The 26,676-nt window shown below is 62.7% G+C and carries 22 protein-coding genes and 1 pseudogene; 10 read left to right on the top strand and 13 right to left on the bottom strand.

Going from position 1 to position 26,676, the window contains the following annotated elements:
- Position 1 precedes the first annotated feature (1 nt).
- Together J3R84_RS21000 and J3R84_RS20995 are read right to left on the bottom strand one after the other, a co-directional pair.
- Positions 2-1,525, bottom strand: a complete 1,524-nt coding sequence (locus J3R84_RS21000) for a sugar ABC transporter ATP-binding protein (RefSeq protein ID WP_203529184.1) — start codon at positions 1,523-1,525, stop codon at positions 2-4.
- Between the two features lie 461 nt (positions 1,526-1,986).
- A complete protein-coding gene (locus tag J3R84_RS20995; RefSeq protein ID WP_203529183.1) occupies positions 1,987-2,355 on the bottom strand; it encodes a hypothetical protein in 369 nt (122 codons plus the stop codon).
- A gap of 371 nt (positions 2,356-2,726) precedes the next feature.
- On the opposite strand from J3R84_RS20995, the gene J3R84_RS20990 reads away from it, so the two are divergent.
- On the top strand, positions 2,727-4,109 hold the full coding sequence (locus tag J3R84_RS20990) for a nucleobase:cation symporter-2 family protein (RefSeq protein WP_203529182.1): 1,383 nt from the start codon (positions 2,727-2,729) through the stop codon (positions 4,107-4,109).
- 71 nt (positions 4,110-4,180) lie between these two features.
- Here the strand turns inward: J3R84_RS20990 and J3R84_RS20985 are convergent, their stop codons facing one another.
- The 5 genes from J3R84_RS20985 to J3R84_RS20965 all read right to left on the bottom strand — a co-directional run bounded on the left by J3R84_RS20985 (position 4,181) and on the right by J3R84_RS20965 (position 8,315).
- Entirely contained in the window at positions 4,181-4,339 is a 159-nt protein-coding gene (locus J3R84_RS20985; protein WP_164474920.1) for a hypothetical protein, read from the bottom strand.
- A 54-nt stretch (positions 4,340-4,393) separates the two neighbouring features.
- Positions 4,394-4,810 (bottom strand): organic hydroperoxide resistance protein, encoded by a 417-nt coding sequence (locus tag J3R84_RS20980; protein WP_203529180.1) that lies wholly within the window; start codon positions 4,808-4,810, stop codon positions 4,394-4,396.
- Positions 4,811-5,083: 273 nt separating this feature from the next.
- A complete protein-coding gene (locus J3R84_RS20975) occupies positions 5,084-6,406 on the bottom strand; it encodes a sensor histidine kinase (protein ID WP_203529178.1) in 1,323 nt (440 codons plus the stop codon).
- Entirely contained in the window at positions 6,403-7,143 is a 741-nt protein-coding gene (locus J3R84_RS20970) for a response regulator (RefSeq protein ID WP_057207589.1), read from the bottom strand. The genes J3R84_RS20975 and J3R84_RS20970 overlap by 4 nt, the downstream gene beginning before the upstream one ends.
- A 119-nt stretch (positions 7,144-7,262) precedes the next feature.
- Positions 7,263-8,315 (bottom strand): alpha/beta fold hydrolase, encoded by a 1,053-nt coding sequence (locus J3R84_RS20965; RefSeq protein WP_057207590.1) that lies wholly within the window; start codon positions 8,313-8,315, stop codon positions 7,263-7,265.
- A gap of 356 nt (positions 8,316-8,671) precedes the next feature.
- Between J3R84_RS20965 and J3R84_RS20960 the strand changes: the two genes are divergently transcribed.
- From J3R84_RS20960 to J3R84_RS20945, 4 genes are all read left to right on the top strand, one after another.
- Positions 8,672-10,447, top strand: a complete 1,776-nt coding sequence (locus J3R84_RS20960; RefSeq protein WP_203529177.1) for a cytochrome c biogenesis protein DipZ — start codon at positions 8,672-8,674, stop codon at positions 10,445-10,447.
- Between the two features lie 58 nt (positions 10,448-10,505).
- A complete protein-coding gene (locus J3R84_RS20955) occupies positions 10,506-11,261 on the top strand; it encodes an alpha/beta hydrolase (protein WP_203529175.1) in 756 nt (251 codons plus the stop codon).
- Between the two features lie 155 nt (positions 11,262-11,416).
- Positions 11,417-12,121: a DUF899 family protein gene (locus J3R84_RS20950; protein ID WP_203529173.1), complete on the top strand. Its 705-nt coding sequence runs from the start codon at positions 11,417-11,419 to the stop codon at positions 12,119-12,121.
- 167 nt (positions 12,122-12,288) lie between these two features.
- Positions 12,289-12,792, top strand: coding sequence for a DUF1801 domain-containing protein (locus tag J3R84_RS20945; protein ID WP_113569615.1), 504 nt, complete (start codon positions 12,289-12,291; stop codon positions 12,790-12,792).
- Positions 12,793-12,923: 131 nt separating this feature from the next.
- Here the strand turns inward: J3R84_RS20945 and J3R84_RS20940 are convergent, their stop codons facing one another.
- From J3R84_RS20940 to J3R84_RS20915, 6 genes are all read right to left on the bottom strand, one after another.
- Complete coding sequence (locus J3R84_RS20940) at positions 12,924-13,721, bottom strand: M55 family metallopeptidase (protein ID WP_113569617.1); 798 nt, start codon at positions 13,719-13,721, stop codon at positions 12,924-12,926.
- A gap of 17 nt (positions 13,722-13,738) precedes the next feature.
- Positions 13,739-14,845, bottom strand: coding sequence for an aminotransferase class I/II-fold pyridoxal phosphate-dependent enzyme (locus J3R84_RS20935; RefSeq protein WP_225968526.1), 1,107 nt, complete (start codon positions 14,843-14,845; stop codon positions 13,739-13,741).
- Positions 14,842-16,518, bottom strand: a complete 1,677-nt coding sequence (locus tag J3R84_RS20930) for a serine hydrolase domain-containing protein (protein WP_113569621.1) — start codon at positions 16,516-16,518, stop codon at positions 14,842-14,844. Before J3R84_RS20930 ends, J3R84_RS20935 begins: the two co-directional genes overlap by 4 nt.
- 34 nt (positions 16,519-16,552) lie before the next feature.
- The gene (locus tag J3R84_RS20925) at positions 16,553-17,425 is read right to left on the bottom strand and encodes an ABC transporter permease (RefSeq protein ID WP_025429487.1); all 873 of its coding nucleotides are present in this window, start codon (positions 17,423-17,425) and stop codon (positions 16,553-16,555) included.
- Positions 17,422-18,294, bottom strand: a complete 873-nt coding sequence (locus tag J3R84_RS20920) for an ABC transporter permease (protein WP_057213215.1) — start codon at positions 18,292-18,294, stop codon at positions 17,422-17,424. The genes J3R84_RS20925 and J3R84_RS20920 overlap by 4 nt, the downstream gene beginning before the upstream one ends.
- Positions 18,295-18,590: 296 nt before the next feature.
- Positions 18,591-20,519 (bottom strand): ABC transporter substrate-binding protein, encoded by a 1,929-nt coding sequence (locus J3R84_RS20915; protein ID WP_057207598.1) that lies wholly within the window; start codon positions 20,517-20,519, stop codon positions 18,591-18,593.
- Between the two features lie 123 nt (positions 20,520-20,642).
- Here J3R84_RS20915 and J3R84_RS20910 point away from each other — a divergent pair, with 123 nt between their 5' ends.
- The 5 genes and pseudogenes from J3R84_RS20910 (at position 20,643) to J3R84_RS20890 (ending at position 26,645) form a co-directional block, all read left to right on the top strand.
- Positions 20,643-21,596 (top strand): LysR family transcriptional regulator, encoded by a 954-nt coding sequence (locus tag J3R84_RS20910; RefSeq protein WP_025429490.1) that lies wholly within the window; start codon positions 20,643-20,645, stop codon positions 21,594-21,596.
- A 267-nt stretch (positions 21,597-21,863) separates the two neighbouring features.
- Positions 21,864-23,743 (top strand): annotated as a pseudogene (locus J3R84_RS39035) (ABC transporter ATP-binding protein).
- Positions 23,744-23,784: 41 nt separating this feature from the next.
- Positions 23,785-25,011 (top strand): alanine racemase, encoded by a 1,227-nt coding sequence (locus J3R84_RS20900; protein WP_225906462.1) that lies wholly within the window; start codon positions 23,785-23,787, stop codon positions 25,009-25,011.
- 284 nt (positions 25,012-25,295) lie between these two features.
- The gene (locus J3R84_RS20895) at positions 25,296-25,571 is read left to right on the top strand and encodes a LysR substrate-binding domain-containing protein (protein WP_057207600.1); all 276 of its coding nucleotides are present in this window, start codon (positions 25,296-25,298) and stop codon (positions 25,569-25,571) included.
- 93 nt (positions 25,572-25,664) lie between these two features.
- Positions 25,665-26,645: a sugar-binding transcriptional regulator gene (locus J3R84_RS20890; protein ID WP_057207601.1), complete on the top strand. Its 981-nt coding sequence runs from the start codon at positions 25,665-25,667 to the stop codon at positions 26,643-26,645.
- Positions 26,646-26,676: the final 31 nt, after the last annotated feature.

Here is a 26,676-nt window from a genome sequence, read left to right as displayed (position 1 = left end):
CTTACGCGGCCTCCCCGGTATTGGCGCCTGTCGCAAGAACGACGATCTCGTTTTCGTTCATCTTGTCTCCCGTAACTTCGCCGACGATATGGCCCGCCCGCATGACCAGGATGCGGTCGGAAATACCGATCAACTCCGGCATTTCAGAAGAAACGACGATGATCGACCGCCCCTCCTCTGCGAGCTTGGCGATGAATTTGTAGATCTGCTCCTTGTTGCCGATGTCGATGCCGCGCGTCGGCTCGTCGATGATGACGATCTCCGGATCGAGCATCATCATTTTGGCAAGCAGCAGCTTCTGCTGGTTGCCGCCGGACAGCTGCCCGGCAAGAATATCCTTGCGGCCGGTTCGGATGTCGAACTCGCGGATCGCCCCGTCGAGCGCGTCGGCTTCCTTCTTGCGGTCGATCTGCAGGGTTTTGACGAAGCGGGACAGCGACGCAAGCGTCAGGTTGACCCTCAGATCCTTGGTCAGCAACAGGCCCTTGCCCTTTCGGTCCTCGCTTAGATAGACCAATCCGGCCTTGAGGCTCGCCTCAACGCTCGAGAAATTCACCGTCTGGCCGTGATGCCTGATCCGGCCATGACCCGGACGAAGCCCGGCAATGCCCTCCATCAACTCGGTTCGGCCGGCGCCGACAAGCCCGGCAAAGCCGAGGATCTCGCCCTTGCGCAATTGAAAGGTGGCGTTGCGCGCGAAGCCCGGCACCGAAAAGTCTTCGATCTCGAGCACGACGTCGCGTGCAGGCCCACCGTGGCGTTCGGGGTAAAGTTTTGCGACATCGCGCCCGACCATCAGCCGCGCCATGTCGGCCGGCTGCAGCTCGGCGGCAGCGTGCCCAGCAACGACCCGGCCGTCGCGCAGCACCGTCACCCGGTCGGCGATCTCCTTCACCTCCGGCAGTCGGTGCGAAATATAGAGAACGCCGACGCCCTTGGCGCGGATATCCTTGATCACTTTGAGCAGCGCTTCAGTTTCATGCGGCGTCAGGGACGCCGTCGGCTCGTCGAAGATCACCACCCGGTGCGGCACCAGCAGCACCCGCGCGATCTGGACCAGCTGGCGCTGGGCGATCGACAGACGGCGCACAATGGTCCTTGGGTCGAGATCGGCACCGAGATCACGGATCGCTCTGGCCGCGCCATCGTTCATGGCCCGGTCGTCGACGGAAAGACCTTTGCGCAGTTCGCGGCCGAGATAGATGTTCTGCGCCACCGTCAGATCCGGCGCGAGCAGGATTTCCTGGTGGACAAGGACGATGCCGGCTTGCTCGGCATCGACGGGGCCGGAAAAGCTCACCGGCCTTCCACCGATCGCCAGCTCGCCGCGTGTCGGCAAATGATTGCCGGCCAGGATCTTCATCAGCGTGGATTTGCCGGCACCGTTTTCGCCGATGATGGCGTGGACTTCGCCGGGCCGCACGGACACATCGATGTCGCGCAGCACCTCGACGATGCCAAACGTCTTGGAAATGCCCCTCGCCTCGAGGACGGGTGGCGCACTCTGGGATGCCGCAGCCGTCATGTGGCGACCGCAATCGTCAAGCCACGCCCCACAGGGTCGGCCGCCACGCCCCGTGCTCGGGCACGAACGCAACGAAACAATGTCATAAGAACTCCTCCGGAAGTACTGCTAACCCATTTTCTGAGGTACGTAAATCAGAATTTGTTTTTTAGCCTGTTGATTTCGAACGGCGAGGCCAAAAGCCAAAGAGAGAGCCCCGAGGCAGCGCAGCGTCAGCACGGACGATCGGTTTTAGGAAGAGAGAAGCTCAGCCGCAGCCGACCCGATACGGGGCTCCAGACAGACGGACAGGCGACATTCGCGAGTGGAGTCAAAGGGCGGCATCTGGCGCAATTTCTCAGACCGAGCGGATCGGCAGCTACAGGACGCATCAGCCAGTCCGATGATGGCATGGCCGAGTGCGCGCGCGCTGTCAGAGGGGGCGATTGGCACACACGCCGCATGGCCGGATACGCGTGCGCCTAGAAGCGCGAGAAGCCTTTCAGCGGTGGCATGATCATGCCACGTCCGTCACCCATGAACTGGGACACGCCTCTCGCCACCTCCTCGCTCGGATCGCCGTAGACTTCGAATTTTTCGACGGTGCAATGCGCAGACACGCTCTGAATATGCGCATCCGACATCTGCCAGTGGCGCAGGACATCGGCGGAATTTCGGTAGAGCTGGTAGCTGACCGCCCGCATTTCTGTCTCGTCGATGAGCGTGCGGACCATCAATTGTGGAGCGTTCTCTTCCACGAAGTCGACCGCTGCCCGCACCGCTTCACGGAAGGGCTGCAGATGCCCGGCTTTGATCTTCATGACATTTCGAAAGAGCAATTGGTCGGTCATCATGTTTCTCCATAGCGCTGTACGGAGTGCCTTATAGAAACTCAAGCATAGTTGAGGTCAATGGGCGCGATCTGTCGACGGCAAGATCTTGCATCAGACTTTGGTCTTGCAGGGCGGGCCGGCGGCACGCCGCATGATTGCGCTGAGCACCAGCGAAACAGCTTCACGTATTTCTTGTGAATGAGAACCGTCGAATTCAGCTAGCTTTCGCCGCGCACCCAACGTTGGAGGACGGCGGGCGCCCCACCGAATGTTTCGAGACATTCGGCGATCGACAAGGGAGGAACAATGTCGAAACTTTCAGCCGACCGACGGACTTCGAAATCGCGCACGCCGAACCTGCTCGGGACCCTGACCATGGGTCGACGCGCATGAACATACACAATCCCACCGCCGCGCCAACGCGGCCGACCGAACTCGTGCTCGGCCTCGACGATCGCCCCTCGCCGCCGATCGCCTTTCTTGCAGCGCTGCAGCATTTGCTGGCAATCATCGTGCCGATCGTCACGCCAGGCCTGCTGATCTGCCAGGCACTCGGTGTCTCTCTTCGCGACACGAACATGATCGTGTCGATGTCCTTGGTCATCTCGGGGATCGCAACCTTCGTTCAATGTCGCCGTTTCGGCCCGCTCGGCGCGGGCCTGCTGATCGTTCAGGGAACAAGCTTCAACTTCGTCGGCCCGTTGATTGCCGGCGGCGTGTTGATGGTGAAGCAGGGGACGCCGGTCGAAACCGTGATGGCGTGCATATTCGGCGTCGTCATCGCCGGATCCTTCATCGAAATGGGCCTTTCGCGCGTGCTGCCCTTCGTCAAGCGCCTGATCACCCCTCTCGTCACCGGCATCGTCGTCCTGATGATCGGCCTTACCTTGATCAAGGTCGGCCTGATCAGCATGGGCGGAGGCTTTGCCGCGATGTCGCAGGGCACCTTTGCCAACGGCGAAAACTTGCTGCTGTCAGGCGTCGTGCTTGGGCTTATCATTGCGCTCAACCGCATTCCGGTCGTCTGGGTCCGCAGTAGCGCCATCATGCTGGCGCTCGCCGCCGGTTGTCTGCTGGCGGCATGGATGGGTCGCCTCGACTTTGCCGGCGTGCATCAGGCAGCCTGGTTCCAGGCGCCGGTGCCGTTTCATTTCGGCGTCGACTTCTCGTGGTCGCTGTTTGCGCCGATGGTGGTCATCTATCTCGTCACGTCGCTTGAGGCGATCGGCGACATCACCGCCACCAGCAAGATCTCGCGCCAGCCGATCGAAGGTCCGCTTTGGATGGAGAGGATCAAGGGCGGCGTTCTCGTCAACGGCGTGAACTCGCTGCTGGCGGGCATCTTCAACACCTTCCCAAGCTCTGTGTTTGCGCAGAACAACGGCATCATCCAATTGACCGGAGTCGCCAGCCGTCACGTCGGCATCTACATCGCTGCCGTGCTGGTCCTGCTAGGGCTGTTCCCGACGGTTGCCGGCGTCATCCAGGCCGTGCCGGAACCGGTCCTCGGCGGTGCCGTCATCGTCATGTTCGGCGCGGTTGCCGCCTCCGGCATCAACATCCTCGCCGGCGTTCATCTGGACCGCCGCGCGCTTCTGATCATCGCCATCTCGCTTGCCCTCGGGCTCGGCGTCTCTCAGGTTCCCGAGTTCGTCACGCATATGCCCCGGGCGCTCGCGGACGTACTGGAATCGGGCGTGGCAACCGGCGGCATCTGCGCGGTCTTCCTCAACTGGCTTCTGCCCGAGCGCCAGGAAGAAATCATCGACTGACAACAAGGGGATCGCCACCCCAACCGGCCCCGCTCGCACGAGCGGGGCCGGTTGGGGTCACCTTCGAGAGGTCAGTGCCTGCTCGGCGCGAAATTGACGGTGGCACCCTCAATCGTGGAAGCCGCAGCAAACAGGCCTATCAAGGGCGAAGGTTCTTGCGAGCTCACATCATAGATACACGGTGCTGCAAAAACCGCCGCTCCAAGTGCGATGATGATCATCAGCTTCATTGGATCCTCCGATGGCGATGCGCAAGCATCGCCCATTCCTTTCCATTCATCGTTTTAGGCGACCGTCAGCTCGACGTTGATGTTGCCGCGCGTCGCCTTCGAATAGGGGCAGGTCTGATGCGCCTCTTCGACAAGAGCTGTCGCCAGCTCCCGCTCGATACCCGGAATGTTCACCTTCAGCCGGGCCTGCAGCAGATAGGCGCCGTCGGTCGATCCGAGATCAATCTCGGCAGCCACGGAGAGATCTCCAGGAAGCTTGACGTCGCGCTTTCCCGCCGCTTTACCGATGGCGCCGATGAAACAGGCCGACCATGCGGCCGCAAAGAGTTGCTCGGGATTGGTCCCGGCATGGGCGCTTCCCGGTGGCGAGAGCTTGACATCCAGCCGCCCATCATCACTGCGTGCGGCGCCGTCGCGACCGCCGCTGGTATGCGTCCTGCCGGTGTAGAGAACCTTGTCGACCTGTGTCATGGAACACTCCGTTGTTGTGTCGCTTGTGGCGACTGCGTTGACGGAGGGAGATTTGACCGGCTGGGGTATCCGGCATGTTTCCGAAAACGCCGGAAATGTACCAAAGCGTAGCGGTGGTCGCTCCGGACACCTGCTGCATGGCTCCTTAAATCCTATTCGATTTGAGGATAAAAACATGCAGCAATTCACAGTGCTACAGCGACCTCTGCGCGTCTGATAAGACGCGCGGCGCTGTAGAGCTAAAAACCGCTTCGACGAACTTTGACCGTAATATCAGCGGATGACGACCTCCGCCGCCAAACCGCCGCCGGCGCGATTGTAGAGCCGCACCGAGCCGCCGATGGCCCCTGCCAGTTGCTGGGCGATCGCAAGTCCGAGCCCGGTGCCGCCCGTCTCCCGATTGCGGGATTGCTCGAGCCTGAAGAACGGCTGCATGGCAGCCTCAAGCATGTCGTCCGGAATGCCCGGCCCCCGATCCAACACCGTGATGGCGACCTCGCCATTTTCCCGTCGCTCGACACTGATCTCGGCAGCGCCGGCAAATTTCAGCGCGTTGTCGATGAAGTTGGAGAGGATCCGGCGCAACGCATGCGGCTTGACGGGTATGGTCCCGTCAACGGCACTGACGACGGCCACGGACTTTCCGGTGTCCTGATAATCATAGGCCAGGCTGTCGATAAAGGATGCGAGGTCGATGCGGGAAGTCTTCTCGACATTGCCGTGCGCACTTCGGGCGTAAGCAATACCGTCCTGAACCAGTCGTTCGATCTCGCGGAGATCCTGCACCAACTTGTCCCTTTCAGGCGTTTCATCCGCCATGTCGGCGCGAAGCCGCATGCGCGTGATCGGCGTCTGGAGATCGTGGGAAATGGCGGCAAGGATCTGCACGCGCTCTTCGAGATAGTGGGCGATCCTGTCGCGCATGGCATTGAAGGCCCGGGCGGCATGCGCGACTTCGCGTGGGCCGGTCTCGCTCAACGGCGCGGCCTTCCTGTTCGGGTCCAGCGCATCGGCGGCAGCGGCAAGATCGCTCAAAGGGCGGATGACTTGATGCACGGCAAACCAGACGCAAAGGAGCAGAAGCGCCATCTGGGTCGCCAGCACGTAAGGCAGCCATTCGGCGATCGGCATCACGCCCCGTGGCGTCACGTCTATCGTCAGGGGCGCGCCGTCGCTGAGCGTCAGGTGGGCCTGCAATCTTTTGTCGTCACCCGGAATCGCCTCCACGTGCAGGGGAAAGCGATGCCCGGCCGCCTCCTCGATCTTGGTAGCGATCTCCGCACCACGGGTGGTGAGATCCGGCACGCCGGGAAGGCCGGGCCCCAGCACGAAACGATAGCTGCCGCGGCTGAGACGATCGAGCCAACCCGCTCTCTCGCTCGCCGGCAGTCGATCGAGAATGGCGATCGATGTGGCAACATCGGTTTCCAGCGTGCCGAGCATGACCGCCTTCGCCGACATATAGCGTTCGAGAAACAGGACGCTGAAAGAAAGGCCATAGGCGATTGCGAGACCGAGGAGAAGAACGAGAAAAAGCCGAGCGCGTAAGGTGCTCGGCCAATACCAGCTGACAGTCGATGTGACGCCCAAGCTCATTGCCTGGGCTCCGAGATCTCGACCGGAACGGAAAAGACGTAACCTTCGCTGCGCAGCGTCTTGATGTAGGTCGGCTCACGCGCATCGTCACCGAGCCGCTGGCGCAGACGGCTGACGAGAAGATCGATCGAGCGATCGAACAGCTCGGCGTCGCGCCCCTGGGTCAGATTGAGAAGCTGATCACGGTTGAGCACGCGCTGCGGATGATCGATGAAGACACGCAGCAGCCGGTATTCGGCACCACTCAAGGCGATCTCCGTGCCCTGCCTGTCGAGAAGGCGGCGGCCGACCGTGTCGAGCTGCCAGTCGCCGAAGGTCAGCAATTGACCCGCCTCAGTGATCTGCAGGTTCGGAGGCAGCATTCGGGTTCGGCGCAGCACCGCCTTGATGCGTGCCAAGAGCTCGCGCGCAGCAAATGGCTTGGGCAGATAGTCGTCCGCTCCCATTTCCAGGCCGATGATCCTGTCCATCTCATCGCTGCGAGCCGTCAGCATCAGGATCGGCGTCGCCTTGTGCTTGCCGGCGCGCAGCTCCCGGCAGAGGACGAGTCCGTCGTCGCCGGGCATCATCACATCGAGCACGATCAGATCGACGGTGTTGGCTTCCAGAAAGGCGCGCATCTGGCGGCCATCCGCGGCAACGGCCGTGCGCAGCCCGTTCTTCCTTAGATAGCTCGACACCAGCTCGCGAATTTCGCGATCGTCGTCGACGATCAGAATGTGATCGACGTGCTCCATATCCGACTTCCCACTCCCCTATGCACTCGGCCACAGCGCCTGATGCCTTTAGACCCAAGGCGGCTTGCGCGAGGCAGGCATCCACAAGGTCGCGCGCCCTGTTGCCGACTATCGTCGGTCTAAAAACGATCCACGTCCATAACCGCCTGTGCGAACGCCTGCGGCGCTTCCTGCGGCAGGTTATGCCCGATGCCGCCGCTGACGGTGCGATGTTCGTACTTTCCCGAAAATTTGCCGGCATAGGCGGCAGGCTGCGGATGCGGCGCGCCGTTGGCATCACCTTCCAGCGTGATGGTGGGAACCGAGATCTTCGGTCCCGCGGCAAGCCGCTTTTCGTAAGCGTCGTATTTGCGTTCGCCTTCCGCCAGGCTCAATCGCCAGCGATAATTGTCGACGACGACGGCGACATGGTCGGGATTGTCGAAGGCTTCAGCCGAACGCTCGAAGGTCGCATCATCGAATTTCCAGGTGGGCGAGGCGGTCTGCCAGATCAGCTTGGCAAAGGCGCGCCGATTCTCCTCATAGCCCAGCCGCCCGCGCTCGGTGGCGAAATAGAACTGGTACCACCAGGCAAGCTCGGCGCTGGGCGACAATGGCTTCCTGTTGATTTCCTGGCTTCCGATGAGATAGCCGCTCACAGAGACCATCGCCTTGCAGCGCTCCGGCCAAAGTGCTGCCATGATATTGACCGTGCGTGCGCCCCAGTCGCAACCGCCAAGCACCGCCTTTTCGATGCCCAGCGCATCCATCAAGGCGATCATATCCGCAGCGATCGCCGATTGCTGGCCGTTGCGCGGCGTATCCGGCGAAAGGAAGTGCGTCGTTCCGTAACCGCGCAGGTAAGGCACGATCACGCGGTAGCCGGCTTGAGCAAGCAAGGGCGCGACGTCGACATAGGTATGAATGTCATAGGGCCAGCCGTGCAGCAGCAGAACAGCCGGCCCATCGGCGGGACCTGCCTCCGCGTAGCCGACTTCGAGCACGCCGGCCCGGATCTGCTTGAGTGCGGCAAAGGAGGTGTGTGTGCCGGGCTTGATGTCAGGCAGCCGTGCGGCGGACGCTTGCCCCGACTGCGCCATCGCGGCACCCGCCATGCCAAGCTCGACCGCAGCAATGGTCATGGCAGCCACCCCGAAAAACTTGCGGCGTTCATGGTTGATTTCGTCAGACATCGGCCTCTCCTTTTTGAACCCAAGCACAATGGGAGAAAGACGGGCCGCTTGTATCCTGCGTGTGTCGCGCCCGCCCGATCTTGAATACCAATGTAGCGCCGACCCGCCCGGATACAGTCTGATACAAAGACGCCTTGCGACCAGCCAACTCGATCCGCCGGCGCGTGTCTGATGGCTGATCATCGGCAGCCGATTTGTATCGCTCTGTAGCAGGCCGGGCTACGCCTACATCCCGGTACATTTTCATACCTGAGCGGACACATGCGGGATACGTCGCAAAGACCAGATGCGTATCCGTTGCTGGTCAAGGCACATCGCCGTCCAGAGCCCGATCAATCGGTTCAAAGGAAACGATGATGACGCTTCTCATCATAGCCTATCTCGGAGGCGCGCTGACGATCTTCAGTCCGTGCATCCTGCCTATCCTGCCTTTCGTTTTCGCACGCGCCGAACAGTCCTTCCTCCGAAGCACGCTGCCGATGCTTGCCGGCATGGCCATCACCTTTGCGCTTGTCGCCACCCTGGCAGCCATCGGCGGCAGCTGGGCCATCCATGCCAACGAATATGGCCGCATTGCCGCGATTGCCTTGCTTGCGGCGTTTGGCGCAAGCCTGCTGTCACCGCGGATCGCCAGCGCGCTTTCACAGCCCGTCGTCGATTTCGGCAACCGCCTGATGAGGGCCACCGGCAATGGGCGCGCGACGCCCGATGTGGCCGGGTCGTTTGTTCTCGGCATCGCGACCGGCCTGCTCTGGGCCCCTTGCGCCGGGCCCATCCTTGGTCTGGTCCTGACCGGCGCGGCACTGCAGGGTGCCAATCTTGCGACGACATTCCTGCTGCTTGCCTATGCTGCCGGTGCGGCCACCTCGCTTGCCACAGCCATGTTTGTCGGCGGAAAGGTTTTCGCCGCCATGAAGCGGTCGCTGGGGATCAGCGAGCGCGTTCGCCAGGTCCTGGGTGCCGCGGTGCTCGCCGGCGTTGCGGCAATCGCGCTCGGCCTCGATACCGGCCTGCTGGCCCAACTTTCCTACGCCAGCACGGCATCCCTGGAACAGACCGTGCTCGAAAAGCTCGATACCAAAGCCGCTGGCGGACCGTTCTCCGCGGCTGCCGACAAGGGCGTGGACGTCGCATCGGCCGATACGACCCGCCCCTTTCAAAGCGACCTGCCCGTCGAAGGCGCTGCACCATCGCTTGATGGAGCGGTGGAGTGGCTGAACTCGCCGCCGCTCACCGCGGAAGCCTTGCGGGGGAAGGTGGTGCTCGTCGATTTCTGGACCTATTCCTGTATCAACTGCATTCGCACCGTCCCCTATGTCCGCGAGTGGGCGGAAAAATACCGGGATCAAGGCCTCGTCGTCATCGGCGTGCATGCGCCTGAATTCGCCTTCGAGAAGAAGATCGACAATGTCCGCAAGGCGGTCAGCGATTTCAACATCGGCTATCCCGTCGCCATCGACAACGACTACCGCATCTGGCGCGCATTCGAGAACAGTTATTGGCCAGCCCATTACCTGATCGATGCCAAGGGGCAGATCCGCCATCATCATTTCGGCGAGGGCAATTACCCGCAGACGGAGAAGGCCATCCAGGACCTGCTCAGGGAAGCCGGCAGCGACATGGCGGCGAGCGGGCCGGTAGCGCCCGAAACCAAGGGTGCTGAACTCGGTGCCGACCTCAACAACATCGGCTCCAGCGAAACCTATCTCGGTTACCAGCGCGCTTCGAACTTCGCCTCCAACGAGAGCCTGAGCGCCGATGCGGCACGCAAATACACGGTCGCCGAACCGGGTCTCAACGAATGGGGCCTCACCGGCACCTGGACCGTCGGCCCGGAACAGGCAACGCTCGACGAGCCGGGAGGCGGCATCGCCTCGCGCTTCAGTGCGCGCGACCTGCATCTGGTTCTTGGGCCGGGAGCGGCCGGAAAGCCGGTCCGCTTTCAGGTGAGCATCGACGGCAAGACGCCGGGCAAGGACCACGGCGCCGATATCGACGCCAATGGAAACGGCACGGTCACGGCAACCAGACTCTACCAACTGGTGCGCCAGTCCGGTGACGTCTCGGCGCGCAGCTTCAGCATCCGGTTCCTTGACCCAGGCGTTCAGGCCTACGCCTTCACCTTCGGCTGAGACCTCGAGACATGTTCAAACCTGCCAATCGCCATCAACCCGACAAGGAGTGAAATCCATGAACCGTCATCTTTCCACCCTCGCGCTCGCCCTCTTCACCAGCGCGATTGCCTTGGCGGCCCAGGCAGCCGAGGTCAAGAATATCGTCATCGTTCACGGCGCATTGGCCGATGGCTCCGGCTGGCGCCAGGCAACCGAAATTCTCGAGAGGCGGGGCTATGCCGTGACGATCGTTCAACAACCCATCACGTCGCTGGCGGATGACGTTGCCGCCACCAACCGCGTGCTCGATCTGCAGCATGGTCCGACCTTACTCGTCGGGCACAGTTATGGCGGCATCGTCATCACCGAAGCCGGCAACCGTGCCGACGTCGCAGGCCTCGTCTATGTCGCCGCCTTCCAGCCCGACAAGGGCGAAAGTCTGCTCGCCCTCGCCAGCTCCAAACCGGCCGGCGGCATGAACATCAGGGAGACCAAGGACGGAAAATACCTCTATCTCGACCCAAGCGCCTTCGCCGCCGATTTCGCTGCGGACCTTCCGAAGGACGAAGCGGCATTCCTTGCAAAATCTCAGGTCTTTGCCGCCAAGGCGGCGTTTTCGGCCAAGGTCGACGATCCGGCCTGGCGAACCAAGAAGAGCTGGTCGATCGTGGCGACGCAGGATCGCGCGATCAATCCCGATCTCGAACGCGACATGGCCAAGCGGGCGAACAGCGAGGTGACGGAGATCACGGCGAGCCATGCCGTCTTTGCCTCTCAGCCGGAGATGGTTGCTGATGTCATCGAAAAGGCAGCCAAACAGCTCGGCCAGTAAGTCGATGCACGGCAACTGACGTGCAAACATCTGGCTGCAGCGTTTATCGCAATTGGTCCGGGCGTTGCAGCGCCCGGCCGAGCATTCCTTCACTCGTTCGGGAACCTGGACGGCTCGAAGCCGTTAGTTGGGATCGATAAAACGAGGGCAAGGACATGAGCTTCGATCAACTCGTTCCGGCGCCGGATCTCGCAGCCAAGGGCAAATCGCCCTTTCCCGGCGAAACGGCTGAGTACAGAAAGGCGCGGCAGGCTTTGCTGCGCGAAGAAATCGAGTTCCGGCGGCAGATGACGCGGCTGGTCGAGCTGCGGCGGTTGCTGCCGGATGGGCCGGTGATTGAAAAGAATTATCGCTTCAAGGATGCCAACGGCAACGACATCGGCCTGCTCGACCTCTTCGGCGACAAGCAGACGCTTGTCACCTATTTCTGGATGTACGGGCCGCAGCGCGCGCGCCCCTGCCCGATGTGCACGAACTGGCTCGGCGCAGTGAACGGCAACGCCGCCGATATCAAACAGCGGGTGGCGTTGAAGATCCTCGGCCGCAGCCCCGTCGAGCGCCAACTGGCGTTCGCCCAGGAGCGCGGCTGGCGAGACCTCGATTTCGTCCAGACCGTCGGCGACGACTATGCTCGGGATCTCGGCCTCATCAATGCGGACGGAAGCGAAAACCCGGCGCTTGGCGTCTTCAAGCGTGAAGGCAATGCCGTCAGGCTCTTCTGGGCAAGCGAGATGACGATGGAGATGGCCGACCCCGGTCAGGACCCAAGGGATGCACCCGACATCGCCTCGCTCTGGTCGATCCTGGACCTGACGCCGGAGGGTCGCGGCACAGACTGGTATCCGAAGCTCAGCTACTGACGATCGACACCAGACCGAGTTAGAACGACTGGAACCGGTCGCTGTTCGCTGTGGCAGACCCCGTGACGATCAGGAGAGCTGATTGCATCGAAATGTTTTCAACTCCGCAAGATTTGTCTGCCCGTTCGTGCAAATCTTTTCGCTGTGAGAGCGGAAAGGACACGAACATGCGTAAAGATCTGCCGCAGCGGGAATTACGGACCTATCCCGGCGCCGACGGACGCACCGTAACGAGCCCGCCCGTTCCGCGCGACGTTGCCGAGGTTCTCGCGCGCCACGCCGAGCCAATACAGGCGCGCCTCCTGCAGGTTCGCGATCTCATCTATGCCCTGGCAGGCGAGACCGATGGGGTCGGTCCGTTGACCGAGACACTCAAATGGGGAGAGCCGGCCTATTTGACGGAGGCAAGCGGAAGCGGAACGACCATCCGGCTCGGCGTCGCCAAATCAGCGCCCGAACGTTGCGCTGTGTTCTTCAATTGCAGGACGACGCTCGTCGAAACCTTCGGCATTCACTTTGCCGATGATTTCACCTTCGAGGGCAATCGCGCCCTCCTCATCCCCGCCATCGGCGATTTGCCGCGAGAACCGCTGGCGCTCTGCCTGCGGGCGGCACTAACCTATCATCACGATCAGCGGGTCTGCACGTGGACTGGTTCAACAAGCAGCTGAGCTGACGCGGTCCGCGGCTGTCTCAGTTCGACACCACCAGTCGATGATCGTTCTAGCGGGGGCCCGCGGCCCGTCGATGAAGGGTTGGGCAGGCCAGGAGGCGATTTCGGACCTGCCGCAAATCGCCTCGCTCACACGATGAAGCGGATGGCGCGCTGGATTTCGAAGAAGTCCTTGGCCTCGAAGCGCAGCGTGCGGGCGGCGACATGTTCAACGCCGGGATACCAGCTGCCGCGATAGGCCTCGATCGGGGTCGTGTATTCGACAACAAGCTCGAAGCGGTCGGCGAGCTTCGGTAGGCAGGCCCTCAGATCGCCCGACAGCGCCCTCTCCACGCCCTCGCTAATGGCTGCAACCGAAGCCTTCGGCGTCAGCGATCGGGTCGCGGGGCCGAAACCTTCGCTGGTGGCAACGGTGCCGATGCCGGAAACAATCGCCCTGGCCTCAGCGCACATGCCGGCGTCGCCGGAGAGAAACGCCGACGGAACGCCGTAGCGTGCGGCGCAAAATGCGTTCAGCGTGAATTCCGACGCCACGTCGCCATTGATCAAAAGCCGCGACACCGTGCCGGTCAGCGTATGGGCGAGCGGATTGGTGTCGGTGCCGGCCTTGTTGTGATAGCCAGTGTAGAGGGCTGCCGAAAAACTCTTGTCGATGCCGAACATCATCAGATCGGGATGACCGCTCCAGCCCCTGACGATGCTGACATAGGCCGGCAGCTTCGACAGGATCAGATTGCGCGCGGTCGAATGCGCATCCTTGACTACCACCTCCTTGGCACCGGCCGCCTTCGCCCCTTCGCAGGCCGCCACCAGCTCGTCGGTCATGTATTCGCGGAATTCCTCGTATTCCGGATGCCCCTTCTTGGCCTCGTCCCAGGCGGTGATCCCCGCCGTGCCCTCGATATCTGCGCTGATGAAAACCTTCATGATCGTTGCCTCGTATTTCAAAGAAGCTCGGCCATCGACTGCAGCAGCCGATCGATCTGAGCTGGGGAATGTTCGGAAAACACCGCGAGCCGCAGGGTCGGCACGTCGGGTGCGTCGGAATAGCCGCCCGCCGGCTGCACACGGACGATGATGTCGCGTTCGGCGAGACGGTCGCGAAGCTGCTCGAGATCGGTCACGCCCTTGACGGTGACGATCGGCACTGGCGTGTCGGCGACCTCGAAGCCCAGCGTTCGCAGGCCGCTGCGCACATGCTTGATGTTGCGGGTGAGGTTCGCGCGCTTTTCCGGCGTCGTTTGCAGGACCCGGAGCGATGCGGCCGCCGCCGCCGCAAGACCGGGCGGCGCCGGCGAGGCGCCGCGCATGATCATTGCGTTGCGGGCAATCTTTTCGGCAAGCGCTGCGTCGCCCGGAACGACGCCGCCGAGTGCGCCGAATGCCTTGCTCATGGTGCCGGCCAGAAAATTGCCCTCGCCCTCGAGCCCGGCATGCTGCAGCGAGCCACGCCCGGTTTCGCCGAGAACGCCGACGCCGTGGGAATCGTCGATGCAGAGCAGCGCGCCCTCGTAGGCCGCCATCGCCTGGCGGTAGTCGGCAAGCGGTGCAAGCTTGCCTGACGACGGGAAAACGCCGTCCGTCAGAACAGCCGGCCGCTCGCCTGCCTTCACATGCAGCGACAGTTGCGCTGCGAGATCTTCCGGGTCGGCATGGCGAAACTCGTGGATCGGCTTGCCGAGCGTCGGGATCGCGTCACGGGTGCTGTAATGGGTGGCCGAGTCGATGAGGATGACGTCGAAATCGTCGCGTAGCCCCTGCAGCAGCACCATCGGGCTGGTGTAGCCGGAGATCATGTAGACGACCTCCTCGGTGCCGAACCAGTCGCGCAGCCGCTCCTGCAGGTCGGCATAGACCTGCATGTGGGCGAGCGTTCCCGGCCCCATGCCGTACTGCCGGGTGGCGTCGCAGGCCGCCTCGATCACTTCGGGGTGGCCGTGCAGGCAGAAGTAGGACGTGCCGCAGTAATAGTCGACCTCGCGCCCGCCGATGAACATACGGGCGCCGAGCGGCGATTCCATCTTGATCGGAGCAACCATGGTCCGGATCACGCCGCTTCCGCCTGGGACGGGCTGCGCCGTTCCAGGAACATCGGGCCGACGCGGATGCCGCGCTTGCCGTTGTCATCGACGGCGTCGAGTTCGAGGATCTCGTCCTCGTAGAGCCGGCCGTGCATGCGGAAGCGCCCTTCCTCGACCGGCTCGCACGTGTGCGTGCAGAAATACTCGATCAGGCACTTCAGCCCACCATGGCTGTAGGTCAGGTATGTGATGTTGAAATCCGGCCCGTATTCGCCGAGATGCGGCTTGATCGCGTCGGGCACGGTCTCGTCGAGAGGTGCCTCGATGCGCGTCCAGTTCGCATCCTTCCAGAGGAGCTTGCCGGCTTCCGGGAAGGAGAGGTTCATATGGGCATAATCAGCGCCGCGCCCGTAGATGCGGCCGTCTATGACGAAGTCGTTGCCGGCGACCGGACGAATCTGGTGTGGCACGCCCTCGCCCATCAGGTAGATCTTGCCGTCCTTGGACTTGACCTCGACGATCTCCTGCGTGGCGTCGTCGCGGTAATAGCCCGGCAGCGTCTTGAACTGCGCCTCGGAGATTGCAGGCGGGCGCTGCACGCGCTCCGGCATCTTGCCCATCCTGCGTTCGGCAAGGACGATGCGCACGCCGTCGACGCCCAGCCGCGAGGCGATCTGGTTGGAGAAGTCAAGCGTCGCGAAGATCAGCACACCGACGCCGGCGGCCGGCAGCAGCATCATTTGCGAAGCATAGCCATAGACGGCGCCGCCATGGCCGACAGAGGTCCAGCCGTCGACATCACCGGACCCGAAGCACAGGCCGTAGCCGGCAAGCGTCTTGTCGTGACCGGCCGGGCGCTTGCCGAACGGCGTCCACATTTCGCGCAGCGCCGCCGGCGAGATGATGGAATTGCCTTGCACGTCGAACCCGCCGCGCAGCAGGCACTGGGCGTAACGCGCCATGTCGCCGGTGGTGGAGAAGATATTGCCGGCCGGCGATCCGCCGAGGCTGAACACCGGCGCCGGCGTGTCGCCGTCGAGCGTCCACATGTCAGCTGGTGCAAGCCTTTCACGAATGCCGGGTGCCATGCCGCACGAGGAGCTGTCCATGCCGAGCGGCTTTAGGATGTTGGCGGCGACATAATCGGAGTAGCTCTGGCCGCTGACCGTCTCGATCACCCGGCCGACGACGGCGATGCCGGCGTTGGAGTAATGCATCACCCCGAGGCTCGGGTCCTGCTTCAAGGTCGAGCTTGCCAGCTCGTTGACCGTGTCTTCGAGCGGCGGACGGGTGGCATCGAGATAGTGCCCGCTCTTCGGCTCGCGTACAAGGCCGGCCGTATGGGTCATCAGCTTGCGCAGGCTGATGACCGAGCCGTAGGGCCCGCCTTCGGCGCCGGCGAACGGGTTTATCGGCTTGAAGCCGGGGAGATAGGTCGACACGTCGACATCGATATCGACAAGCCCCTTCTCGACCAATTGCATGATCGCCAGTGAGGTGAAGGTCTTGGTGATGGAGCCGATGCGGAAGCAGGTGTCCCTGCCCATGTCGAAATGCCGGTCATGACGCTGGACATGGCCTTCGGCGAGCACGCCGTCACGGTCGACAAGGGCATAGGAGATCGACGGGATCGCCTTGTCCTCGACCTCGTAACGGATCAGATCCTCGAAAAGCTCGATCGAGGCGGCAGACAGAGAGGGCATCGGTACGCTCCTTGGGTCTCGATAGGAATGGGTCTCAATGGGAATGGCGAGGGTCCAGCATGTCGCGCAACGCATCGCCGACAAGGTTCCACGACAGCACGAAAAGGAAGACGGCAGCGCCCGGAAAGGCCAGCGTGTACCAGAACTGGAAAGGGTTGCCGGGCTGGCCGACGATCCAGTTGCGCGAGTAGGCGATGAACTGGCCCCAGTCGGCATAGCCTTCTTCGGTGCCGACCCCGAGGAAGCTGAGCGCCGAGGCGGACAGCACCATCGAACCAGTCGCCATCGTCGCCAGCACCAGCACCGGGAACATGGCGTTGGGCAGGATATGCAGCACGATCAGCCTGAGATCGCTGGCGCCGTAGCTGCGTGCCGCATGGATATAGTCCATCTCGCGGATCCTCAGGATCTCGCTGCGCACGATACGGGCATAGCTCATCCACCCGAACGTCGTCAGGGCAATGGTGATCGGCACGATGCCCTTGCCAAGCAGCGCCGTCAGCACCATGGCCGCGATCAGGAACGGCACCGCCATGAAGACGTCGACGATGCGCATCAGGATTTCTTCGGCAAGCCCGCCATAATAGGCGGCGACCGCGCCGACCACCGTGCCGATCAGCACGGAGATCGCCACGACCCCGAGACCGATCTTGAACGCCGTGCGCGTCCCCCAGACGACACCGTAGAAGATGTCGTACTGGCCTTGCGTGGTGCCGAAAACGGCTTCCGGCGAAGGCGGTTGCGGCGTCGCCAGGAAGCCGGCACGCGGCGTGTCGTAGGGTGAAAGCTGGAAGCTCTGCGGCGGCGCCAGAACCGGCGCGAAGACGGCGATCAGCACGAAGGCCAGAAGCACCACGACGCCAAAGAGGGACACCGGATTTCTTGCGAGGTAACGAAGAACCTTCATTGCGTCTTCACCCTCGGATCGAGCAGCGGATAGATAAGGTCGACGATCAGGTTCATCAGCACCAGAACGACCGCGAAATAGAGGCCGAAACCGAGAACCGCCGGGAAATCCAGATTGGCGGCGGTCTTGGCTGCGAACTGGCCGAGGCCGGCATAGTCGAAGATCGTCTCGGTGATGACGACACCGCCCATCATCACGGCGAGCTCCATGCCGGCGATGGTCGCAACCGGCAGAAGCGCGTTGCGCCGGGCATGACGCAGTTCGACGACACGGCGCGGCAGACCCTTGGCGCGGGCGGTGCGCACATAGTCCTGGCGCAGCGTCTCCAGCATCGAGGTGCGCATCACCCGGGTCATGCTGGCAACGTTAACATAGGTCAGCGTGATCACCGGCGCTGCCAGATGGCGAAGCGCATCGCCGAAGATCGCCAGATTGCCGTTCAGCAGCGCATCGACGGTGTTTGCGCCGGTGTAGCGCACGAAGTCGCTGGAGCTGACCACGGTCTGGGCCCACTGGCTGAGTCGGCCCGGTGGAAACCAGTCGAGCGCCGAATAGAAGATCAACAGCATCAAGAGGCCGAAGACGTAGACCGGGAAAGACCAGCCGAGAATGGTGAAGATGCGGATGAGGTGATCCGGCCAACGATTGAGATAGATGCCCGCGCGCGAGCCAAGGAAGACCGCGAGCAGCAGGCATGGAACGAAGGCCAGCACCACCAGTTCCAGGGTCGCCGGAAACAGCGACATCAGCGCGGTCGAAACCGGCTGGCGGGCCGTCTCCGACCAGCCGAGATTGCCGGTCAGGATGCCGCCGATCCAGCGGCCGTACTGAATGTAGAAGGGATCGTTAAGCCCGTACTGTTCGATCATCCTGCGGATGCTTTCCTGACCACCCTTGAGATAATCAGGCGACGGCGCATAGGCCGCCAGTCTCTGCGTCGGCGAAAGCGACATCTGCAGCGCAAAGATCATCAACGACAGAGCGAAGAGGACGATCGGCAACATCATCAGTCGTCTGAGTGCATAGTTCAGCACGGTTCACACGTTCCGATTTCAGGGAAAATGAAACAAAGGCATGTCGGGCGGGGATGCCGCCCGACATGCAGCAATTCAAAGTGCTACAGCGACCTTTGCGCGTCTAATAAGACGCGCGGCGCAGTAGCCAATCAGTCGTTGGCCTTGGTGACCGGATAGAAGTCCCAGGCACCGTAGAGGATCATGTTGTCGACATAACCATCGATGTTGCTGCGGGTGACGACGTAGCCGAAGTCCTCCCACAGGAACTGGGTGGTGGCGTATTCGTACGACATTTCCTGCAGCTTGGCGTAGATCGGCTCGCGCACGGCGGGATCGACCGAGGCCCAGGCCTCATCGAGCAACGGCTTGAACTTCTCCGCCATCAGGTCGCGATAACCCTGGCCAACCATGCCGCCGACGAGACCCGTGGGCGAGAGATAGTAGCTGGCGGCACCGAGCGGACCGCCCGGGTCGGAATAGTCGGGCCCCCAGCCCATCACCGTCAAGGGTGCGGCCGGCTTTTCGCGGTTGTTGAGCTTGTCCGAAACGGATGCCCATGGCAGCGCCTGGATCTGCATCTTGAACTTCGGGTTGATGCGCGACAGGCCCTGCTGCAGCGCCGAAAGTGCGGCGGTCAGCTGCGGGTTGCCTTCGGTGACATAGGCCGTAAACGCAAAGCCGGTCTCCCAGAGCTTGCCGCCGAACGCCTTCTTGAAGTGTTCCTCGGCCTTGGCGGGATCGTAGCTGTAAACAGGCGAATCCGGGCGATAGCCCATGATGCCGCGCACGGTCGGCCCGCGCGACTGCACGGTCTTTCCGAGCAGCACCTGGTTCAGGAGCGCATCGTAGTTCTGGGCGTAGTTGAAGCCCTTGCGCACATCGATGTCGGCGAAGAAGTCCGGCGGAATGCCGGCACCGTCGAGCTTGCCGCTGCCGATGGCCGGGTTGTCGTTGTCGTCGAGCGGCCAGGCGAAGAAGACGCCGCGCGAAAACACCTTCTGCAGGCCGTCGATGACCTTGACGCCCTCGGTCTTGCTGAGTTCGTCGATGAACTCGACCGGCGCGGTGACAAAATCGGCGTCGCCGGACAGAAGCTGCAGGCGTCGCGTCGTCCATTCCGGAACGGTGCGCATGACCACCCGCTCGAGCTTGGCCGGCCCCATGAAATAATTGTCGAAGCGCTTCAGAGTGATGCGCCGGTCGGTGCGGTCCCATTCCTCGAGCATGAATGGCCCTGTGCCGTTCTCCTCGGCAAACAGCGGATTGGCGCCGAGTTCCGGACGATAGTGGGCCTTCCAGGTATCGCCCGAGCCATCCCAGCCGCCGACCGAGGCAACCCATTCCTTGTCGAGAACCGAGGTACCGAACGGCAGCGCGATCACGCCAAGGGTGGCCGGAAACGACTTCGGCAGCTTCAGCGTGAGATTGTCGCCATCGACGATAATCTGCGAGGCGAGCTGGTCATAGACCTTGCGCAGGATCTCGGGGCTGGCGTCGTTGATGGACTTGACCTCGCCTTCGGTCTCTACCCACTTGGCGATGTCGGTATATTTGCCGGCGGTGATCACCTCGGTGATCGCGTTCGACATCCACGACTGACCCTGAAGAATGGCGCGCAGCAGCGAATAGCGCACGTCCTCGGGCGTGATCTGGCCGTAGCCCGGCTCGATCGTCGCCTTCTGGGCGTCGGTCAGCTTGTCGTAATATTCCCAGGTGACCTTGCCGTCGGCGCCCTTGACGCCGACCTTGTGGGCGAAAACGCCCTTGCGGATCGGGAAGGTATAGCTCACCGAGCCGTCGTCGCCCTGCTTGATGAGGCCGTTTTCAAGCGACGGCACCTCGGTCGAAAGCGACGGCACGAACTCGGAGATCTTCGAGCCGTTGAAGTTCAACAGCCGGCTGTAGATGTTGAGCGCGCCGTAGGAGCTTGGCGTGTTGGCGATATAGGCCGGATCGAACGACTGGATGTCGTCGGTCCACATGAAGACGAAAGTGCCGGGGTTCTTGGTCTCGGCCATAGCGGGCGCAGCCGCGATGCCGAGCCCCAGGCTGAGGGCTAGGGCTAAGGTGCGTTTCATCGTTGTTCCCATTTGGTGGAGGCGGAAGTTTTCTTCTCGTTATAAGGGAGGCTAGAAGAGCGCTTGCAGGTCTGTCCAATGTGTAGTTAGGATAGACTATGCAAAACACGCATGAGGGCCGGCATGGAACTGCAATGGCTTGAAGATTTTCTGGAAATCGCCGCGACGCGGAATTTCTCGACGGCGGCGACCGCGCGCAATATTTCCCAACCGGCCTTCAGCCGACGCATCAAATCGCTGGAGAACTGGATTGGCGCCGACCTGATCGACCGCAGCACTTACCCCGTGCAGCTGACCCGGGCCGGCACGATGTTCCTGCCCGGCTGCCAACGGCTCGTCCGCGAAGCGTACCGCCTGCGCACCGACTGCCGCAATGTCGCCGGCGAAAGCTCGGCCATGCTCACCTTCACCTCGCTGCATACGCTGGCGATGTATTTCTTTCCAAAGTGGATCGGCTCGCCGCTGATCTCGCGCATGCCGCTTCGCACCAGCATGCATGCGGCCGACTTCCTCGAAAGCATCGATCACCTGTGCTCCGGCCAGTGCGATTTCGCCATCACCTATGTCCATCCCGACGGCCCTCCGGTGCTGGAGGGCGGCCCGTTCGAATCCCTGCAGATCGGCAAGGACCGGCTCATTCTCGTATCGGGAACCGACGACAACGGCCGGCCGCTGTTCGACATCGACGTGCCCGAAACCACCGAGATCCCCTATCTCGCCTATTCCTGGAGCGACGGTTATATCGGCAAGCTGGCAACGCTGATCCAATCGCGCTGGCGCCGCCCGCTCAACCTCAGCACCGTCTACCAGTCCGGCCTTGCCGATGGCTTGAAGCACATGGCCGTTGCCGGGCGGGGCGTCGCCTGGCTGCCGCAGATTTGCGTCGCCGAGGCCATGCGGCAGGGACGCCTGGCCCAGATCGGCGGCCAGCAGATGTCGCTGGAAATGGAGATCCGGATCTTCAGGCGCGCCGGCCCCGGTAGCCATGACAGCGATGCGCTATGGCAGCATCTCAAGCAATGTGCCGCACTGCCCCAGTACAAGAGCGGCTTCGAGGCAACGACCGACGCGGCCTGAGGCGTCAATCCGCCCGAAATCGCACGACCGGCGCGATATGCGAAGACAGGCGATACAATGCGCAAAGCACATAGTTTTGCCTGCCACAATCGTGACACATTGATTTCACTGGATTTTGCGGCGGCAGCGGATTGGGAGCGAGGCCGATGTCTGCTCCAGCGCCCCGGCGGACAGGGCTGATCGCACCTCCCTTCCGTATTGACAGGATGCGACCTCGTTGCGAGACCTGAAAGCGCAACGTCCCTTCGAAATCGGGTGCATGTGCTGATGATCCTGTCCAAATCCGCAAAGCCTGAGCTGCCCGAGGATGTCATCCTTTCCGTGGAAGACCTCGAAGTTTCCTTCGCTGCCGGCACCCGGGCGCAGCTGCGCGCGGTGCGTGGCGTCTCCTTCAGCATCGCGCGCGGCGAGACCGTCGCGCTGGTCGGAGAATCCGGATCGGGCAAATCGGTCACGGCGATGACAATCATGCGGCTGACCGAATATGACGGCGCAGCCATCACCGGCGGACGGGTGTTGATGCGTTTGAAGGACGGCAAGGTCGCCGACCTCGCCAAGCTCTCGGAAAAGCGGGTCGAGGCGCTGCGCGGCGCGGAAATCTCGATCGTCTTCCAGGATCCGATGTCGAGCCTGAACCCGGTCTTCACTGTTGGCGATCAGATCGCCGAGGCGGTGATCCATCATCAGGATAAGACGCCGGAACAGGCGCGCCAGATCGCGCTCAATACCCTGAAGCTGGTCCGTGTGCCCGATGCCGAGCGCCGGCTCGACCAGTATCCCCACCAGCTTTCCGGCGGTATGCGCCAGCGCGTCATGATCGCCATAGCCCTTGCCTGCCGCCCCTCGCTGATGATCCTCGACGAGCCGACAACCGCGCTCGACGTGACCATCCAGGCGCAGATCCTCGATCTGGTTCGCGCCTTGCAGCGCGAGATCGGCATGTCGGTGCTGTTCATCACCCACGACATGGGCGTGGTTGCCGAAGTCGCCGACCGGGTCTGCGTCATGCTCAAGGGCGAGATCGTCGAGGAAGGCTCGGTCTACGACATCTTCGCCAAGCCGAAACATGCCTACACGCGCGCGCTGATTTCCGCCGTGCCCCGCCTCGGCAGCATGGCGGACAAGGACGCGCCGGAGAAATTTCCATTGCTTGTGTTCGAACCCGAGCGTCTGCTTGCCGAGGTGACAGAATGAACGCGTCCGCGCCGATGAAGGAAACCCGAAAGCCGCTCGTCGAGGTGCGCAACCTGGTGACGCGCTTCGATTTGAAGGCCGGATTGTTCGGCCATGTCTCGGGTCGGGTGCACGCGGTGGAGAACGTCTCCTTCGACATCTTTCCGGGAGAGACCCTGGCGCTGGTCGGTGAATCCGGCTGTGGCAAGTCGACGGTTGCCCGTTCGATCATGCAGCTCGACCGACCGCGTTCGGGCTCGATCCGGTTCGACGGAACCGAGTTGATCGGCGCGCCGCGCACTATGCTCGCGCGGTTTCGACGCGACGCCCAGATGGTCTTCCAGGATCCGTTCTCGTCGCTCAACCCGCGCATGACGATCGAGCAGTCGCTGATGGACCCTATGCGCGTTCACAAGCTGGGCTCGACCGCGGTCATGCGCGCCCGCGCCGCCGAGCTTCTCTCCAAAGTAGAGCTGTCGCCTGAGCATCTCGAGCGCTATCCGCACGCGTTTTCCGGCGGCCAGCGCCAGCGCATCTGCATCGCCCGCGCGCTTGCGCTCAACCCGCGCCTGATCGTCGCCGACGAAGCCGTCGCCTCGCTCGACGTGACGATCCAGGCGCAGGTCATCAACCTCCTGATGGACTTGCAGCGCGAGATGCAGATCGCCCTCCTGTTCATCAGCCACGACATGGCCGTGGTCGAGCGCATCGCCCACCGTGTCGCGGTGATGTATCTCGGCGAAATCGTCGAGATCGGCGACCGCCGTTCGGTCTTCGGCAATCCGCAGCATCCCTATACCCGCAAGCTCCTGTCGACCGTTCCGATCGCCGACCCGACACGCCGCCCGGAAGGCCGCCAGCCGATGTCCGACGAGATCCCAAGCGCCGTGCGCCCGCCGGACTTCGTGCCGCGCGAACTGCCGATGCAACAGGTCTCATCCAGCCATTTCGTGCGACAGGTCGCAACGGGCTGACGACGACAACCAATCCCCTCTTCAGATCAGAGCATTCCGAGATGAACACTTCCGAAGTGATGCTGGCGGCTGCGAACGCTACCGGCAACGTGACCGCAGACATCGACAGCGCCCCGGCGCAACCGAAAGCCAACGGCTTCCTGCGCCCTGCGGCCGCAGAGCGACCGACGCCCTATATCGAAGTCGACGAATTGCGCCTTGCCCGCAACATTGAGGCCATGCAGCAGCGTGCCGATCAAGCCGGCGTCTCGATGTTTCCGCACGTGAAAACGCACAAGAGCCTTTATGTCGCGCGACGGCAGCTGGCACTTGGCGCCCGCGGCATCACCGCGTCCAAGCCAAGCGAGGCGCTGGTCTTTGCGGAAGCCGGGATACCGTCGATCATCCTTGCCTATCCCATCGTCAAGCCGCAGTCGCTCGACCGTTTGCTGCCCGTGGTCAAGGCGCGCGGCACGCAGCTGCGCACGATTGCGGCAAGCGCGACGGGCGTCGAAGCGTTGTCGGCGGCCGCCACAAGTCACGGTGTCGAAATCGGCGTCTTCCTCAAGGTCGATGTCGGCCTCGGCCGCGTCGGCCTCAAGCCGAACGATCCGGCTGCGCTCAAATTGTGCGCCCAGATCGCCGCTTCCGACGGCCTGCACTTTGCCGGCCTGCTTTCGCACGCCGGCCATTCCTACGCGGCCACTGGCCCGCAGGGCCTGGCCAAGGTCGCCCGCGATGAGGCCGCAGACCTTGCCGGTCTCGCCGGCCGGCTTCGGGACCGCGGCATCGCCGTCGACTGCATTTCCGTCGGCGCAACGCCGACCTGTGCCGGCGCGCCTCTGTCCCAGGAGGTCGACTGCGTCCGGCCCGGCAATTACGTGTTCCTCGACGGAACCGCGCTCAGGCTCGGCATCTGCACGGCCGACGACCTGGCGCTCTCGGTGGTTGCGCGCGTCGTTGCCTCCAATGACACGCACTTCATCATCGACGCCGGCTCCAAGTCGATGAGCTCCGATCGCGGCGCACACGGCATGGGCGGCGCCGGCTTCGGCACCGTCGTCAGCGCCGAAGGCGATGGCGAAACAGGTGTTTGGACGCTCGAGCGGCTGTCTGAAGAACATGGCTTCGTTCCCTTCTCGGGACGCCCCTTGACCCTCGGAAGCCGTGTGCGGGTCTTTCCCAACCACTCCTGCGCATCGATCGCCAACTTCGATCATTTCACGCTGCATCACGCCGATGGCGGGGCGACGACACTGCCGGTCGATGCCCGCTGCTGCCAGACCTGATCGGGCGTGTGACGCACGGATGCGTCACAACGACATCGCCGCCCGTGCTACGCGATGGCCGTGTGGCCCAACCGGAGCCCACTGCATGTTTCCTTAAGTCCTATCCGATCTAAGGATAAAAACATGCAGCAATTCAAAGTGCTACGGCGACCTTTGCGCGTCCATTAAGACGCGTGGCGCTGTAGAACTGAAGGCGGGCCTTCGCCTTCAGCCGGCAAAACCTGCCCGCCGGCACGCCACCTTTACCCCTAAGGATCAGCCCCGCTCTCAAGCGACCCCGGCCGGTGAAACGTTCGTTACCAACGGCAGACGGTCTTCCGTTCCGTCTGGACCGAACTGCTGTCATTGGTCAGGGCGTTGCACTTGTCCGCGGTATCTATGCGCGGGAAGAAATCGCCGACGGCCGCCTAGCCGTCGCTCTCGATCGACCATGGCCGAGCGAATTCGCCTATTATATCGTGACGTTGCCTGCGGCGACCGAACGGCCGGCAATTGCGCATTTCGTCGACTGGCTGATGGAAGAGGCGCAAGCGCGACACTTTCGCGGCTCCAACGCCTGAGGCAACGCCCGCCCTCCAACTTTGCCTGAATGGCAATTTGACTTATGTCACGACCGATGAATAATGTCAGCAATCGACAACTGAAGGATCCCCATGCCTATCCGCAACACCGATCAGATCATGCACAAAGCCGCGTGGCTCTACTATAGCCATGGGTTACGGCAGGACGAAGTTGCGCAGAAACTGGGGATCTCCCGCGCCTCTGTCGCGACCTATCTCAGGCGAGCACGCGAGACCGGGATCGTCAACATCACCACTTCGACCGAGCTTTTCACCGACGACGTGCTGGCGCGCGAGCTCGAGGATGCAACCGGGGTCACGGCGGCCTGGATCGTGCCGGAGGACCGGCAGGCCATGGACCCGACGGCTGAGATGCCGGTGCTGGCTGCATCCGTCTTTCTCGAACTGATCAACAAGGGCGATCGCGTCGGCGTCGCCTGGGGGCGAACGGTCTATCATATCGCCGACGTGATGCCCTTCGCCGACCTGCGTGGCGTCACTGTGGTCCAGCTCTGCGGCAATCTCGGCGCGCCCTATTCCTATCGGCCGGACCAGTGCACGACGGAGATCGCCCGCCGGCTCAATGCCGAAGGCATCAATTTCTACGCGCCGCTCGTGCTGTCGTCCGAGCGGCTGGCCGAGGAGCTTCGCGGCGAGCCGGTGATCCGCGAGCAGCTGTCGACGATCGCCGACTGTCATCTGGCGCTCTATTCCGTCGGCGGCATCGAGGACGACAGCCACCTCGTCAAGTGCGGCGCGCTCAGCGCCAGCGAGATGCACCGCATGGGCGAGGAAGGCGCTGTCGGTGTCATCGCCGGACAGCTGATCGATGGTGACGGCCAATGGGTGAACTGCGCCCACAATCGGCGCTGCATCTCCGCCGATCTCTCGTCGATCCGCGCCATCGAGAAGCGCATGCTGGTCGTCCAGGAAGAGAGCAAATTCGAACCGCTGATGGCGGCGCTGAAGGGCGGCTTCGCCTCGCATCTGGTGGTCACGACATCAATGGCGCGCCGCGTCATGGAGCGCTGGAGCCGGGACGGTCTCGGCAAGGCAGGCGCAACGACGACTTAAAGCGCGTTGTGATGCGTAGGGCTGGCAGTAC

It is taken from the genome of Ensifer canadensis (assembly GCF_017488845.2).
Lineage (GTDB): Bacteria > Pseudomonadota > Alphaproteobacteria > Rhizobiales > Rhizobiaceae > Ensifer > Ensifer canadensis.
The sequence above is the reverse complement of the archived record's forward strand: the minus strand, read 5'-3'. Positions and strand labels throughout refer to the sequence as shown.